The sequence below is a fragment of the Providencia sp. NPDC089933 genome (assembly GCF_049545585.1).
Taxonomy (GTDB): domain Bacteria; phylum Pseudomonadota; class Gammaproteobacteria; order Enterobacterales; family Enterobacteriaceae; genus Providencia; species Providencia huashanensis.
In genome coordinates, this window is the sequence record NZ_JBMWDT010000017.1 from 49,562 (window position 1) to 65,032 (window position 15,471).

A 15,471-nucleotide genomic window follows, 5' to 3' on the forward strand; every position below is an offset into this window, starting at 1 on the left:
TTTTCACTCTTTATTTACATGATTATAAATGTAATTGGCTTATTAAAGACATTTTGGATTTTTCAACATAACGTTTAAGGCCATTTTCATCATAAAATGCCTTATCATTTCCATTATTTAATTCTTTAAGTTTATCTATAAGGTCAAACTTATCTCCCTTACTTGCAATAAATATATCTACCTTTTGATCATACAAAACCTGATAGCTATACTGGAGGTCTTCAATAATTTCTGGATAATTCAGATTATTAATTAAATAATAGCCAGGAGTTGCTAGGCTATCTGCATATATCAGTGTGTCATTATTATTTAGTTTTATCTTCCATGACGTACTTCCCGGTAAATGCCCTGGCGTTAATAATATAGTAAAAGTTACACCATCAAGACTAAATGATTCATTATCATTTAAGAGTAAATCTGTTTTAACTGAAGGAAATAATAATGCATCACCTAATGCAAAATCATCTGCTCCACCTAAAGCCAATTGCTCAGCATTGAGTTTATTCGAAACGACCTTTGCACCACTTATTTTTTTTAATTTAGCTATCCCACCCGCCTGATCCAACCTAGCATGGCTGTTCAAAATATATTTGATATCCCTAATATTAAACCCTAGTTTTTCAATATTACTTTGAATTAACTCTGCGCTTTCATTTAAGCCCGCATCAATGAGTACATGACCTTTATTTGTTGTGATCAATATAGACGTTAAATTTGTCGTTCCAACATACCAAACTTGAGGGGCTATTTTGAAAGGTGCAATAGGCTTTGCCCATTCCATAAAGACACTTTTAGGTGGAGCGACAGATAATGGTTGCTCAGGATGTAATGAAGCATAAGCCATAGGTTGCACGACTAACCCTTGCATGCAGAGCAATACTATTAATTTTAACTGTTTCATGAATACCGTTACTTGTTTATCATCGAAACAAGATGATAATATAAGTAAATTGAATTCTGCTCATTAATATTGGTACAAAATGAACCTAGCTCAATTTGATTTTAATCTTCTCAAAGTTCTCTATGCATTACTTTTAACAGGAAGTACCAAGGAAGCAGCTTCTAAACTGGGTATTTCATCTTCCGCGGTCAGCCACGCATTGAGTCGGCTACGCTCAGCGTTGGGTGACCCGTTATTTAAACGAGAAAATAATCTTCAAGTTCCAACCCCATTTGCTTTAACACTTAAAGCGAAACTCGTTCCCCTTTTTATTTCCTTGAATGATGATTTATTTACAGATTCCATTGATGGCTCAAGAAGTTTCAAAATTGTCTGCCCCCCAGCATTGATGGATATTATGACCTCTCCTTTATCAGAACTGTCTTTCAAGTTAGATTTTTACGCGGAATGTATTCCATACCAAAGGCGGTCTTGGCGTGAAGAAGTGCTTGATGGCACCATTGATTTAGTCTTTGCTGTCGGTGGAGATCAAAGCCCTGTATCGTCGCTAAAATTTGAAACTATAGGTATTAGCCGATTAGTCATTATCTACGGAGCGCCATTAAGACCAGCTTTAGAGCACGTTAAAGAATTAAGCCTTGAACAACTCGTATCTTATAAACATGTCTATTGTTTACCTTGGCCCCAAGATGACAACGAACTAGATAGGCAATTACGTCGAAGAGGTTTATTTAGAACTATTGGCTTTAAATGCCCAGAATATTCGCAAGTGATATCAGCAATAAATAGCAGCCCATATTTAGCGATTGTGCCAGAACCTTGGCTAGAAAATCAGTCACTAAAACATACCATTTACCAAACGAAGCTTACTGATAGCCTTGCCATTGGTAATTTATTTATGATGCACAGAAAATCAATGCAACCTTGGAAGAAAAAAATTGTTGCGTCACTTAAATCCAAAATAGAATCGTATTATAAGACGACTAATTTATAACGATATCAGAGCATCTGTTAATAAAAGTATATAAAATCGCTATCCAAGCGAGTAAAAATAAGTAAGGCGGGAATATCCCGCCTTTTGTTATCATTTTAATGGTGAGTTTAATAATGCTATGGCGTTACCAGAAAAGTGCGTATAAAACACACAAAACAACCATAATAACGTAAGCGGAAATATTGAAACCTGTTGACGTTTTAAAGGTCTCGGAAGTTAAAATAATAGCGCCATCACAATCATCCCCTTTTGCCGTTGTAAGGCTAATCAACCCGATCACTACAGCAGTAAAGAAGAAGGTGTACATCATTTGATCAAGGAAAGGCATACCTAATGGCATTAATTTCAAGAATAAAGCAAATGGAATAGACAATAATACCCCGATGATCGCGCCTTTCGCATTTGTTTTCTTCCAGAATAAACCTAACAAGAATACCGCTAAGATCCCAGGGCTCACTAAGCCTGTATATTCCTGTATATATTGGAAAGCTTGCCCAATATTACCCAGTAATGGTGCAATAAAGCAGGCGATGATCAATGCAACAACCGCACTGACTCGGCCAACATTAACCAATTTATGGTCCGTTGTTGCAGGTGCAATATATTCCTTATAGATATCCATGGTGAAGATAGTCGCTACAGAGTTCAACATAGAAGCTAAAGACGATACGATAGCGGCTGCTAATGCTGCGAATACTACCCCTTTCGCGCCTACAGGTAAGAACTGGGTTAGCCACGGATAAGCTTTATCCGCTTGCGCTAATGTCGGTATATGTTCTTGTGCCATAGTCCCCAAACCAGCAAGCAATGCAGGGTCTGAAACTATCACAAAAGCAGCGATACCAGGCACAACAACTAAAATCGGTACAATAAGTTTTAGAAACGCAGCAAATACTAACCCTTTTTGAGCTTCATTGATGGATTTAGCGGCTAATGCACGCTGAATGATATATTGGTTAAAGCCCCAATAGTATAAGTTGGCAACCCATAAGCCACCGATTAACACGGCTATCCCCGGTAAATTACTAAACTGAGGGTTATCTTGGCTTAGGATCATTTCAAAATGAGTAGGCGCTTCGCTTGCCATACGGCTCATTCCAGCAAACAAACCGGCGTCCCCACCAATATAACTCACTGCCATAATTGTCGTTAACAAGCCACCTAAAATCAGGAAGAATACTTGCACGACATCGGTCCATGCTACTGCGGATAAGCCACCATAGAGGGAGTAAATTACCGCAAATAATGCTAAACCAAAAATAGCATAATTCATTGGTATACCTAGGATTGTTTGTAACGCTAACGCACCTAAATATAGGACTGAGGTTAAGTTAACAAAGATAAATAATGCTAGCCAGAATACCGCTAAAATGGTTTTTAATGTTTTATTAAAGCGTTTTTCAACAAATTCAGGAATAGTATAAATACCTTTATCAATAAACACAGGCATAAAATACTTAGCGACAATAATCAAGGTAAGTGCCGCCATCCATTCGTAGGATGCAATTGCCAGACCAATCGAAAAGCCTGATCCAGACATGCCGATAAATTGTTCTGCGGATATATTTGCTGCAATTAATGATGAACCGATAGCCCACCAAGGCAATGTTTTACCTGCCAAAAAATAATCTTTAGTTCCTTTTTTTTGCCCGTTTTTATCTCGTGATACCCAGAGCCCAACACTAATAATAACAAGCACGTACAGGATGAAGATCCCGTAGTCTAAAGTGCTTAGTCCAACCCCTTCTGTCTGCATAATAAAATTCCTTCGCCAAATGATAACGAAGTTAGTGTAAACGTTACCACAAATAATCACCGTTACTTAAATCACATATTTTCACAATATTCTTAAGAATATTCACTGAATTAACTAAACATTAGATTTAAACCTAGAAATCGCGTCATAAAGGGCATAAATAACAGAGAGAATCTGAAAGTCAGCAGGCTAAAATCTAAAATACGTGATGACCATCAAAAATAAATGATAACGTTTACATAAAAAGTGAATGAGTGCTCAATTCATGGCTCTAATGGCATTACCACTAAGAATGCAATGGTCGAACGGAATTGCGCTGAACTAAGGTCGGGGAGTAAATTAAGCTATCCCCTAAGATTTTTTCACCCCGAGCTAAAGAGAGGGCTAATTGAGTTGCTTTTTCAGCCATCATTTGAATAGGATAACGTACAGTGGTTAAACGCGGGTGAATATACCGAGCAATCAAAACATCATCAAAACCAATTACTGAAACCTGTTCTGGTGAGTGAATTTCATTTTCATCCAATACGGCAATCGCCCCTGCTGCCATAAAATCGTTATAGCCAACCACGGCGGTGATCTCCAATGACTTGGTTAGCAAATTAGTCATTGCTTGTTCCCCGCCTTCACCGTAAGGGACACCATATTCGACATAACTTTCTGAAAGAATAATACCATTATTTTTTAACGCATCGCGATAGCCCATTAAGCGCTGTACCGCATCCTCAATTTGATGATTTGAAGAAATATAAGCGATTTTAGTATGCCCATGACGAATTAGATGTTCAGTCGCTAAATATGCCCCTTTATAGTTATTTAATGAAATACAACGGTGAGCGATTTCATCAATATGCCGATTAATCAGCACCATACTCGGAACTTCTTTCGCGTATCCAATCAGTTCATCATCCGAAAGGGCTTTTGAATGAATAATCAATGCATCACAGCGGTTATTGATCAATAACTCAATAGATTGGCGCTCTTCTTTGGCATTATGATAACCATTGCAAATCAAAATATGTTTGCCATTTCGATGAGCAACGCCATCAACGGCTTTAACCATTACCCCAAAAAATGGGTCGGATACATCATTAACCAGTACACCTATTGTATTAGAACTTTGGTTCACTAATGCACGAGCAGCAGCATTTGGCCGGTAACCCAACTTATTCATTGCACTTTTTACTGATGCAATAGAAGCTTGACTCGCTTTCGGCGATTGGTTGATCACCCGTGAAACCGTTGCAACAGAAACGCCGGCTTCTTTTGCTACATCTTTGATTGTCGCCATCGTATACCTCTACAATTAGGATGGCTTATTAAACAATGAGCTAGGATTAAAAACAATGGCATAACGCATATTAAAATCATTTAAATGAAAACAACGGATTATTCATGCCTAAATAGCAAAACACCGCATCACTGCGGTGTTAATAATTATGCGAAATAATACATTAAAAAATAAATTGATAGCATGTTTCGCTAGTATAGCGTTGATTTGAGTATGAAATTGGGCTGTATTTAGCCCCCCATTCAGGGTGGTTTACCGCATCAGGTGGAAATTGAGTTTCAAATGCAACGCCAGAAAACGGGGTATATTCCTTTGTTTTTCCCGCGACAGAAGTCAAATAATTCCCTGTATATAATTGCATTGCTGGCATGGTTGTTGAAATATTCATCTGAACATCCCCCGCAGGTGCACGAAGTGAAGCGACCGTTTGCTTCCCATCAATACGAGTGCTATCAAGGATAAACGTATGGTCATATCCCCCAACCATTATTTGGTCTTCATCTTGTAAAAAACCACGGCCAATTGGCTTTCCTTGGCGAAAATCAAAATAGCTGCCAGTAACACCGCGCCACGCCCCTGTTGGCACCCCGTCTTTGTCTGTCGGTACATAATCGTTACTGTGGATTTTAAGCTCGTGCTCAAATAACGTTTTTTCCGTATTTTCCCCAGCAAGGTTAAAGTAGGTATGGTTAGTCAAGTTCACAGGGCAAGTAGCCGATGTTTGGTACTGATAACGAATAATGACCTGATTTTCATCTGTTAATTCATAACTCGTATCAACTCGCAACTCACCGGGAAAGCCTTGGTCACCATGAGGGGAAATCAGAGTAAACACCACCTGTTGAGCATGACGCTGTGAAATAGCCCAAACCCGATAACTGAAATTATCTTCCCCCCCATGTAAACAATGCATTCCTTGATTACTAGACACTTTATAATTTTCACCATCAATCGAAAATTGTGCGTTCGCGATTCGGTTGGCAACACGGCCCACTGTAGCCCCTAAATAAACCGTCTGCTGCATCTGCTGCGCAATATTTGGCGAACCTAAAATAACATCACGCTGACCACTTGCTAAGGGTAAGATACAGCTCATCCAGCTTGCCCCCAGGTTCGTCAAAGTAATTTTCATACCATTTTGATTGGTTAGCTCAATAATTTTAGCGGCTTGTAACGCAAGACGTTGCTCGTGAGTAAATTGCATTTTTTCCCTCAATTTGTCAGGTTCTATGATCAACTCAAACTCACTACGCCAGCGCCGGCACTTGGCTGACAAACATAAATATCCGCCTGTAAGCCTGTCATTTTAGAATATTGGGCTTCAACAGCCTCAATCACTGGTTGCACAAGTTGTTGTTGCATTAAGGCCACCACACAGCCTCCAAAACCACCACCGGTCATACGCACACCACCTTGAGCCCCTAAAATAGATTTCACAATGTCGACTAATGTATCAATCTCTTTTACGGTGATTTCAAAATCATCGCGCATGGAAATATGTGATTGCTCCATCAATTGGCTTAACAAGGGTAAATCATTTTGTGTCAACGCGATTGCGGCTAACTGTGTACGCTCATTTTCACTAATCACATGCTTAGCCCGTTTGGCAACTAATGGCGGTAATTGATGTTGTTTTTGCAAAAACTCATCATAGGTCACGTCACGCAATGCCTTTACAGCCAAGCGCTCAGCAGCTTCTTCACATTGTTTACGCCGAGTATTGTATTCACTTCCCACTAGCCCCCGTTGTTTATTTGAATTGATTATCATCACAACTAGGTCGTCAGGGATAGAAATTGCCAGTAAATCCAAACTACGACAATCAATCAATAAGGCATGCCCCTCATCACCACAGGCTGAAATTAATTGGTCCATGATGCCACAGTTACAACCGACAAATTGGTTTTCCGCCTGTTGACCATTCAGCGCAATATCTTGCTGACTAATATCTAATTGATACAAGGCCTTCATTGTTTGCCCTATAACCACTTCTAATGAAGCTGAAGAACTTAACCCCGCTCCTTGCGGTACATTGCCACTGACTGCGATATCACATCCGTTAAACTTAAACCCACGTTGCAGCAAGAACTTAATTACACCGCGAATATAATTGGCCCACATTTTTTCAGGTAAAAATGTAATTTCTTGGTCTAGGCTAAACTCGTCACAATCATTATTATAATCGGCAGCAACTACTCGAATAATACGGTCATCACGTTTTGCCGCCGCAGTCATTGTTAGGTAATTAATGGCACACGGCAGCACAAAACCGTCATTATAGTCTGTGTGTTCACCAATCAGATTCACTCGCCCTGGAGCCTGAACATAAATATTCGCTGGATAACCAAAGGTTTTCTCGAATGAATTAGCAACCGTTTTTTTCAGCATTTCCATTGTTTGCTTTCCTTAATCGTAAAATTGATTTACTCGAACAATAAAATCCAAGCAAATATTAATTTGAATAATTCCTTAACTATTTCGTTAGGTTTAGCGTTGTTTGTAATGTATTTCGCTAACCTCTCTTAAACGCTGGGCTGCCTGTTCTGGCGTTAGGTCACGCTGGGTTTCAGCTAACATTTCATAACCCACCATAAATTTTTTGACCGTTGCAGAACGCAATAGCGGCGGATAAAACAACGCATGTAATTGCCAATGTTCAATATCTTTATGTGGTTTAAAATAAGGGGCAAAGTGCCACCCCATCGAATAAGGGAAGGAACACTGAAATAAATTGTCGTAGCGGCAAGTCAGTTTTTTTAGCGCCAAACTCAAGTCTGTACGGACGGTCTCATTCATTTCATCCATGCGCCTAATCGGTTGTTTAGGTAACAGCATCGTTTCAAACGGCCAAGCGGCCCAATAAGGTACAACTGCTATCCAATACTCTGTTTCCACCACAGTACGCGCACCAGATTTTTGTTCTGCATTGACATAATCCATCAGTAGATTACTGCCATGGCGCTGATAATATTGTGCTAAAAAATGGTCTTTTCGTTCGATTTCATTTGGCAGAAAATCACTCGCCCAAATCTGCCCATGAGGGTGCGGTTGAGAGCACCCCATGATTTCACCTTTATTTTCAAATACCTGAACCCAAGTAAATTGTTTACTGAGTTCCGTAACCTGCTGTTGCCATGTTTCCACCACCTTTTCAATTTCTGGAAGTGAAAGCTCAGGTAGCGTTTTACTGTGATCTGGTGAAAAACAAATGACTCGGCTAACGCCTCTGACTGATTGAGTTTGAAATAACGCTGACTGGTTTTCTGGCTGAGCACAGGCTTGCTCTAACAAAGCACCGTGATCATTTTGAAAAACATAAGTACCTTGATAGTTAGGGTTTACCTCGCCTGAAACACGAGTATTTGTTGGGCACAGAAAACAATTTTTATCGTATTCAGGCAAGTCTGTTATTGACGGCTTTTCATCTTGACCACTCCATGGGCGCTTTGCTCGATGAGGTGAAACCAAAACCCATTGCCCCGTCAACGGGTTATAACGGCGATGAGGGCAATCTGAGGGGTTAAATGGCATCTTATTCATGCTATCAATCTCCTATTTATTGTATCCATTAGGGTTATTTACTTGCCAACGCCAACTGTCTGCGGCCATATCATCAAGGGTACGCACCGCTTGCCAACCTAATTCACGATACGCTTTTTCAGGGGTAGACCAATACTCTGCGATGTCCCCAGCACGACGAGGTTGGATAGTATAAGGAATAGGCTTCCCAACGGCTCTTTCAAACGCCTGCAACACTTGCAGTACACTGAAGCCATTTCCGGTTCCCAAGTTATAGATATGTAACCCTGCTTGCTGACCGACTCCTTGCAATGTAGCAACATGCCCATCGGCTAAATCCATTACATGGATGTAATCACGAACGCCAGTCCCATCAACAGTAGGGTAATCGTTTCCATAAATTGCTAGTTTATCCCTTTTTCCTACCGCAACCTGTGTAATATAAGGTGTTAAATTATTTGGCACACCTTGAGGGGCTTCCCCCATCAGGCCTGATGAATGTGCACCCACAGGGTTAAAATAGCGTAATAAGGAAATCGACCACGAATTATCGGCGTGATAAAGGTCAGATAAGCAACGCTCAACCATGTATTTACTGGTGCCATAAGGGCTTTGCGTGTTACCTGTTGGGAAGTTTTCTGTAATGGGTAATGTGCTAGGTTCCCCATAAACGGTAGCAGAAGAGCTGAAAATTAAGCTTTTTACGTTAGCTTCATTCATACAACGAGCTAAAACCAAAGTGCCATTGACATTAACATCATAATATTCAATGGGTTTTTTAACTGATTCGCCAACCGCTTTTAACCCTGCAAAATGAATAACTGAACGAAATTGATGGGCGCTAAAAATAGATTTAATAGCCGGTTCATCTCGAATATCACAGTGATAAAAAACCGGCCTCACCCCAGTTAATTGTTCAATGCGATTAAGCACTTCCAATTTAGCATTATGTAAATTATCAACAATAACAGGAAGTAATCCAGCTTTTATTAATTGGACACAAGTATGACTACCAATATAACCCAATCCCCCAGTGACGAATATTTCACCCTGCTGCATGTTTCACTCCTTAGTACGCCTTCAATTTCATATTTGCCTTTCAGCTTGCCGTTGTGGGCGAGTATACCAACGAGTTGATATCCAATTCTGTGATCAAACTCGATTTAGTGTAAACGTTTACACAAAAATAGCAAAGAACCGATGAATATCATGTGAATTGAAAAAATAAGATGCCAATCGAGGATAATGATTTGGATAAAAAAAGCACAGAGTAACTTTGTGACTCTAATAAGTTACTTTATGAATATTATTATAACGAAAAAATATTCAACCGCGTCGAAATCAGTGTATTAGGGTTCCCCCCCCCAACCACATTATGAATAACGTTTAGTCACCACCATTCTTGTTTGATGATTTATGCCATTCATCTCATATATCAACGCTCCCACTCACTGTTTCGCTACTAGGAACAGTCTACAACCATATAATTAAATATAAAAATCAACATATTACATCAAAATAACTCTTATTTTGATGAATGATCACAATTGATTCAGTGACCAACTTAACACTGTGGCAACAAATCATTTACTTTGTATGTTATTTCATCTAAATATATTTACATCGATAAGCGGAACACTGTTCCTGATAAAGGAACGAAAAATAACAATAATACCGTTTAATTTAATGCACACAGGGGGAAGCATGAGTAATCAGTTACAATCCGCAGGGTTTGTTTTAACTCTGCTAGACCATTTTTCAATTGATAAACCAATATGGGGAGTGCGTGAACTGGCTCGTCATATCGGTAAAAGCCCCTCAATGGTGCAACGTGGGTTTAACCTTTTAGAGGAGCAAGGGTTTCTACAAAAAAATAACAGTAAAGAGTACTTATTGGGCTTACGCTGCATCGAAATTGGCCACATAGCAAATAATACACGGCAATTTTCTCAGTTGGCTAATGATTACCTCCAGCCATTAGCCAGCAAAACGCATGAAACTATTTTTATTTATCGTCGCTATAACGATATCGCCATTTGTAATTTTATTTTAGAAAATGACCACCTAATACGCTTTACCTCAAAAGAAGGTGAGGCCTTGTCATTACACGAAGCGCCTTTTACACAAATTATCTTAAGTTCAATGGATGTGACTTATATTGAGGATTATCTTTTAAAACACAATTTACAAAATGATTTGGAATTAAAACATCAATTGAAACTTTACGCGGATGAAGGCTATGCCTATTCAAAAGAAGCTTACCTTGCAGGGACTCAAGGGTTATCAGTACCTATTTTTTCATTTGAAAAAGGGGTGTTAGGCTCTTTATGTATTGCTGCCTCAAGCCAAAGTAAAAATTTAACTGAATATTATCCATTATTAAAATCTACAGCAAGCAAGTTATCTGCCATATTTTAAATATGGAGAAATATAAAAAATAAATATAATTCAATATTAAAATAGGTAACTCTATGAATATATCTCATGATAAAAATGATACTGAGGTACGTGTATCTATTTTTTCTCCAGCACTGCTTATTGCAATAATTATATTATCATTTGTTGGTGCTATTATCGGTATACAAATTATTGTCACACTAGGAATATCGGCGAACACCTCAATTATTGGCGCTGTATTAGCTATATTATTATCAAGATTACCATTTTCAATTTTTTCTTCATTTAAATTTATAGATGCTCAAAATTTAATTCAAACCAGTATTTCAGCCGCCACCTTTGCCGCAGCGAATGGATTGATGGTCTCAATCGGTGTCCCTTGGGTGCTCGGTATGCCTGAATTAATTTACCCTATGATGGCTGGTGCATTTGTGGCTATTATTATTGATGGCACAATATTATACGGATTATTTAATACTCGCGCATACCCAGCGAGTGCCTCTTGGCCTGCTGGCGTTGCAACAGCAGAAACACTATGGGCAGGAAATAAAGGTGGCAAAAGACTAGGTGCTCTATTAACAGGCTTTGCTGCAGGCGCAATCGGTGCGGGATTTGGCATCCCTATGGCCTCCGCAGGTATCGCTTTAATCGGTAGTATCTTTGCATTATTCATGTTTGCTATTGGCTTACTTATTCGTGGTTTTTCTGAATCGGGTCTAATTAGTTATAATTTATATGAACACTATGTCCCTCACGGTGTAATGATTGGGGCAGGAATTGTCGCACTCATTCAAATAGGTGCCATTGTTTTTCGTAATAAAAAAGAAACGGATCAGCGAATTAAAGAAAGTGAAGAACTTATTCAAAGTAGCCGCCGTATTAAATCAACACTAATTAAAGGGGCTATTTTCTACTTTCTCACCGCCCTCGCCTTAACCTTTATTAGCCAAATTTTTGTGACGATGACATTGCCACAACTCATCGGATTCCTTATTTTTGCTACCCTAGCAGCTTTGATTCAAGAGATGATTGTGGGGATGGCTGCCATGCATTCAGGTTGGTTTCCAGCGACGGCAGCTGCGCTTATCTCATTAATGATAGGTATCCTTATTGGTTTTCCCCCTGAAGCATTAGCCGTATTAGTTGGGTTCTGTGTCGCCACTGGCCCTGCATTCGCAGATATGGGGTTTGACTTAAAGACTGGGTTTATGATCCGCGGTAACGGCAAAAACCCAAATGTTGAGCGCTATGGCCGAAAGCAACAATATTTTGCCTCTATTATTGGTTTTTCCTGTGCCTTAGTCGTTGTTGCACTGACTTATGATTTCTATTTTCAGCAAGACAAAATTGTCCCTGCCTCTCGACTCTATGCGGCAACAATTCAAGCAGGCAGTTCATCTGATGTCGCAATGATGTTGTTACTGTGGGCCATTCCTGGGGCTGTTATTCAATTAATTGGCGGGGCAAAAAACCAAATTGGTGTTCTTTTTTCAACAGGCTTGATGATCAACTACCCCATTGCAGGTTGGACCGTTCTCGTAGCGCTCGCCGTGCGGGTCATCATACAACGCTTCTTTAATATTAGCTCAGATAAAATTTCAACTTTCGCTGGAGGACTCATTGCCGGTGATGCGCTCTATTCCACCGCCAAAGCCTTTCTTCCAACGATAAAAGCAAAACTGCTTTCCCTATGGGCTCGATAGTTTTCAATAGGAATATAATTATGATGAATATATGGCAACAAGCACAGCAAGATACCCTAGTCTCACAAAACTACGTCTATTTCGATACTGGAGCCGCAGCCCCCCCACCCAAACCGGTCATTGATGCGGTAAAGGCCTACCTCGACAAAACAGCAGAACAAGGTATCTATCTGCCAAGTTTTCGCAAAGCAACATACCAGCAGGTCGAAGTTTGCCGGAAAAAAATGGCCACGTTTATTGGTGCTAAAGAAAGTGAAATTGCATTCACTAAAAATGGTACAGAGTCCATTTGTTTAATTGCTAGAGGTATTTCATGGCAAGCAGGTGATGAAGTTATTATCCCGGATACCGAAATGCTCAGTAATATTTCAATATGGCAATTGCTAGCAGAAGAAAAAGGAATAAAAATTGTTACTGTTCAAGCCGATAAGCAAGGGGTTATTTCTCCCGCATCCATAGAATGCGCCATTACCCCCAAAACGAAACTCATCAGTTTTGTGGCATTATCTAATATAACTGGCGTTATGCAACCTGTGCAGGCTATCTGTGAAATAGCCCAAAAGTATAGGGTATTAAGCCATGTCAGTGCCTCTCAGGCTATTGGAATGTATCGTGTTAATGTTCAAAGTTGGCAATGTGATTTTATGTCCTTTTGTGGACGAAAAGGCTTAAGAGCAATCGAAGGCAGTGGGATATGTTTTGTCCGTGAGTCGTTAATCCCCTTATTAACCCCAATGCTAGTTGGTTGGTGGAATAGTAGCATCGACCCTAAAACAGGTACGGTGATATTACCCAAGACCGCTAAACGTTTTGAAGCAGGTTGCCCAAATATCCCTGCAATTATCAGTTTGAACTCTGCATTAGACTATGCATCCCAATTAGGTATTGAGCAAATTGAAATACGTAATCAAACCCTCACACAATATGCTATGCAGAAATTAGCCACAATTCCAAATATTGAAATATATGGTCCAGATAATAGCAATCAGCGTATAGGAATAATTCCATTTAACATTAAGGGTATTTCCTCTGATTTATTAATGCAAAAATTAGAAGCTAAAAATATCATTATTGAATCAGGGCATTTTATGGCAACGGCAATTTTGCAGTTCTATAACATAGAAAGAATGGCTCGATTATCATTGCATTATTTTAATACTGAAAAAGAAATAGATTTATTTATTAACGCAATTAATGATATTACAAAGGAATAAAAAATGACTAAAGCATTATTAATGAGTAGTTCACGCATGGGAAACATGAATTATTTAGAACATGCTGATGAGCAAATTCATCGATTATTACAACATAAAAAACAAAATATTTTATTTATTCCTTATGCCGCAGTGACTTTTAGCTTTGATAAGTTTGAAGCCATTGTACAACCTGTATTTAGGGCCTTAGGTTATGAATTAAAATCCATTCATCATTTTAGCGACCCGATTAGTGCAGTGCAGGAAGCACAAGCTATCGCAATTGGTGGGGGAAATACATTCGCTCTACTAAAACGCCTATACGATGCCAAAATTGTTGACGTAATTTCCCAGCGCGTCAAACAGGATGGAGTACCTTATATGGGGTGGAGTGCAGGAAGTAATGTTGCAACCCCTACGATCCGTACAACTAATGATATGCCTATTGTTCAACCACCTTCATTTAATTCACTGAACATATCACCATTTCAAATTAACCCACACTTTATTTCTGGCAAACCAGTTGGTCACAATGGGGAAAGCCGCGAGGAACGTTTAAATGAATTTTTGACGATTAACCCAACCGAAGAGTTAATTGCCCTCTACGAAGGTACCGCGTTATTTATTGAAAATGAACAAGGCACTATTTTAGGTGACCAAAATGCATTATGGCTACGTGGCCCCGATAAAATTGAAGAAATTACCACTAACCAACCTTTCCGATTAGATATGATTAAAGGAGCATAATAATGTCATTGAACTATGTTAGCCAAGTCTATGAGTTATTGGACAGCCCCCATGTTGATGGGGAAAAAATGTCCTCGTTATTAAGCTCTGTTAGCCCCGACCATGCTCAAATCACGGTGACCTCAGTCAACTACGAGGCTCCTGAAGATACTCGTCAATTATGCCATTTTATTAAGGTTGTCATTCCCGGTACAGAGGGAAAACTATCTGGTGGAAATTACCCAACACTTGGTATTATTGGCCGTTTAGGAGCACAACAAGCGCAACCTAATCGAATCGGGTTAGTGTCTGATGCTGATGGCTCTATTGTTGCCTTTGCAAGTGCGATGAAACTACTTGATATGGCAGCAAAAGGTAGCCGGCTTAAAGGGGATGTGATTATAACCTCCCATATTGCAACCCATGTTTCGATAACCCCTCATGACCCTGTCGACTTTATGGGGATGCCCGTTTCCTCAGCTACGATGAATAAATACGAAGTCGATAAACAGATGGATGCCATTTTATCTATCGATACATCCAAGGGAAATAGTATTATTAAACACCGAGGAATTGCGATTTCACCAACTGCCAAGCAAGGCTATATTTTGCGAGTTTCTCCAGATTTAGTGCGTTTAATGGAATATGCGACTGGTGATGTAGCAAAAACATTCCCAATTACCACGCAAGATATTTCCCCTTATGAAAACGGTGTTTATCATTTCAATTCCATTATGCAACCCCATGTTGCTACCCATGCTCCTGTAGTTGGCTTAGCCATCACAGCCAAAGCACTGGTCCCCGGTAGTGAAACCGGTGCAAGTTATGAAAGTGAACTTGTTGATGCTACAAGGTTTACTGTTGAAGTTGCGAAGCAGTTTTGTTGGAATAAAATACGTTTTTACCAACAAGACGAGTATGATGTGTTGTATAACTTGTACGGTTCCCTTGCACAAATTCAAGGTTAATTTAGCGAAAAAAGGTCACTATC

Annotated in this window: 13 protein-coding genes; 6 read left to right on the top strand and 7 right to left on the bottom strand. The window is 39.5% G+C overall.

What is annotated here, in order from left to right:
* Positions 1 to 22 precede the first annotated feature (22 nt).
* Positions 23 to 901 (bottom strand): HARLDQ motif MBL-fold protein, encoded by an 879-nt coding sequence (locus ACPEH5_RS19525; RefSeq protein WP_129466191.1) that lies wholly within the window; start codon positions 899 to 901, stop codon positions 23 to 25.
* A gap of 79 nt (positions 902 to 980) precedes the next feature.
* Here ACPEH5_RS19525 and ACPEH5_RS19530 point away from each other — a divergent pair, with 79 nt between their 5' ends.
* Complete coding sequence (locus tag ACPEH5_RS19530; RefSeq protein ID WP_042844974.1) at positions 981 to 1,895, top strand: LysR family transcriptional regulator; 915 nt, start codon at positions 981 to 983, stop codon at positions 1,893 to 1,895.
* Between the two features lie 124 nt (positions 1,896 to 2,019).
* On the opposite strand, the gene ACPEH5_RS19535 is transcribed toward ACPEH5_RS19530, so the two are convergent.
* The 6 genes from ACPEH5_RS19535 to galE all read right to left on the bottom strand — a co-directional run bounded on the left by ACPEH5_RS19535 (position 2,020) and on the right by galE (position 9,520).
* Positions 2,020 to 3,651 carry a sodium/sugar symporter gene (locus tag ACPEH5_RS19535; RefSeq protein ID WP_042844975.1) on the bottom strand — a complete coding sequence of 544 codons (1,632 nt, stop codon included), beginning with the start codon at positions 3,649 to 3,651 and terminating at the stop codon, positions 2,020 to 2,022.
* A 286-nt stretch (positions 3,652 to 3,937) separates the two neighbouring features.
* Complete coding sequence (locus ACPEH5_RS19540; protein WP_042844978.1) at positions 3,938 to 4,942, bottom strand: substrate-binding domain-containing protein; 1,005 nt, start codon at positions 4,940 to 4,942, stop codon at positions 3,938 to 3,940.
* A gap of 163 nt (positions 4,943 to 5,105) precedes the next feature.
* Entirely contained in the window at positions 5,106 to 6,146 is a 1,041-nt protein-coding gene (gene galM, locus ACPEH5_RS19545) for a galactose-1-epimerase (protein ID WP_166687083.1), read from the bottom strand.
* A 29-nt stretch (positions 6,147 to 6,175) separates the two neighbouring features.
* Entirely contained in the window at positions 6,176 to 7,336 is a 1,161-nt protein-coding gene (galK, locus tag ACPEH5_RS19550) for a galactokinase (protein ID WP_042844983.1), read from the bottom strand.
* A gap of 93 nt (positions 7,337 to 7,429) precedes the next feature.
* Positions 7,430 to 8,482: a UDP-glucose--hexose-1-phosphate uridylyltransferase gene (locus ACPEH5_RS19555; protein ID WP_048607805.1), complete on the bottom strand. Its 1,053-nt coding sequence runs from the start codon at positions 8,480 to 8,482 to the stop codon at positions 7,430 to 7,432.
* A gap of 12 nt (positions 8,483 to 8,494) precedes the next feature.
* Complete coding sequence (gene galE, locus ACPEH5_RS19560; protein ID WP_281110406.1) at positions 8,495 to 9,520, bottom strand: UDP-glucose 4-epimerase GalE; 1,026 nt, start codon at positions 9,518 to 9,520, stop codon at positions 8,495 to 8,497.
* Between the two features lie 645 nt (positions 9,521 to 10,165).
* Between galE and ACPEH5_RS19565 the strand changes: the two genes are divergently transcribed.
* The 5 genes from ACPEH5_RS19565 to ACPEH5_RS19585 are packed head-to-tail and all read left to right on the top strand — an operon-like array spanning position 10,166 to position 15,448.
* Positions 10,166 to 10,879: an IclR family transcriptional regulator gene (locus ACPEH5_RS19565; protein WP_164975506.1), complete on the top strand. Its 714-nt coding sequence runs from the start codon at positions 10,166 to 10,168 to the stop codon at positions 10,877 to 10,879.
* A gap of 53 nt (positions 10,880 to 10,932) precedes the next feature.
* Positions 10,933 to 12,561, top strand: a complete 1,629-nt coding sequence (locus ACPEH5_RS19570) for an OPT/YSL family transporter (RefSeq protein ID WP_042844990.1) — start codon at positions 10,933 to 10,935, stop codon at positions 12,559 to 12,561.
* Between the two features lie 20 nt (positions 12,562 to 12,581).
* Complete coding sequence (locus ACPEH5_RS19575) at positions 12,582 to 13,775, top strand: aminotransferase class V-fold PLP-dependent enzyme (RefSeq protein ID WP_129466196.1); 1,194 nt, start codon at positions 12,582 to 12,584, stop codon at positions 13,773 to 13,775.
* Between the two features lie 3 nt (positions 13,776 to 13,778).
* Complete coding sequence (pepE, locus tag ACPEH5_RS19580) at positions 13,779 to 14,501, top strand: dipeptidase PepE (protein WP_042844993.1); 723 nt, start codon at positions 13,779 to 13,781, stop codon at positions 14,499 to 14,501.
* Between the two features lie 2 nt (positions 14,502 to 14,503).
* The gene (locus ACPEH5_RS19585; RefSeq protein ID WP_048607809.1) at positions 14,504 to 15,448 is read left to right on the top strand and encodes a DUF1177 domain-containing protein; all 945 of its coding nucleotides are present in this window, start codon (positions 14,504 to 14,506) and stop codon (positions 15,446 to 15,448) included.
* Positions 15,449 to 15,471: the final 23 nt, after the last annotated feature.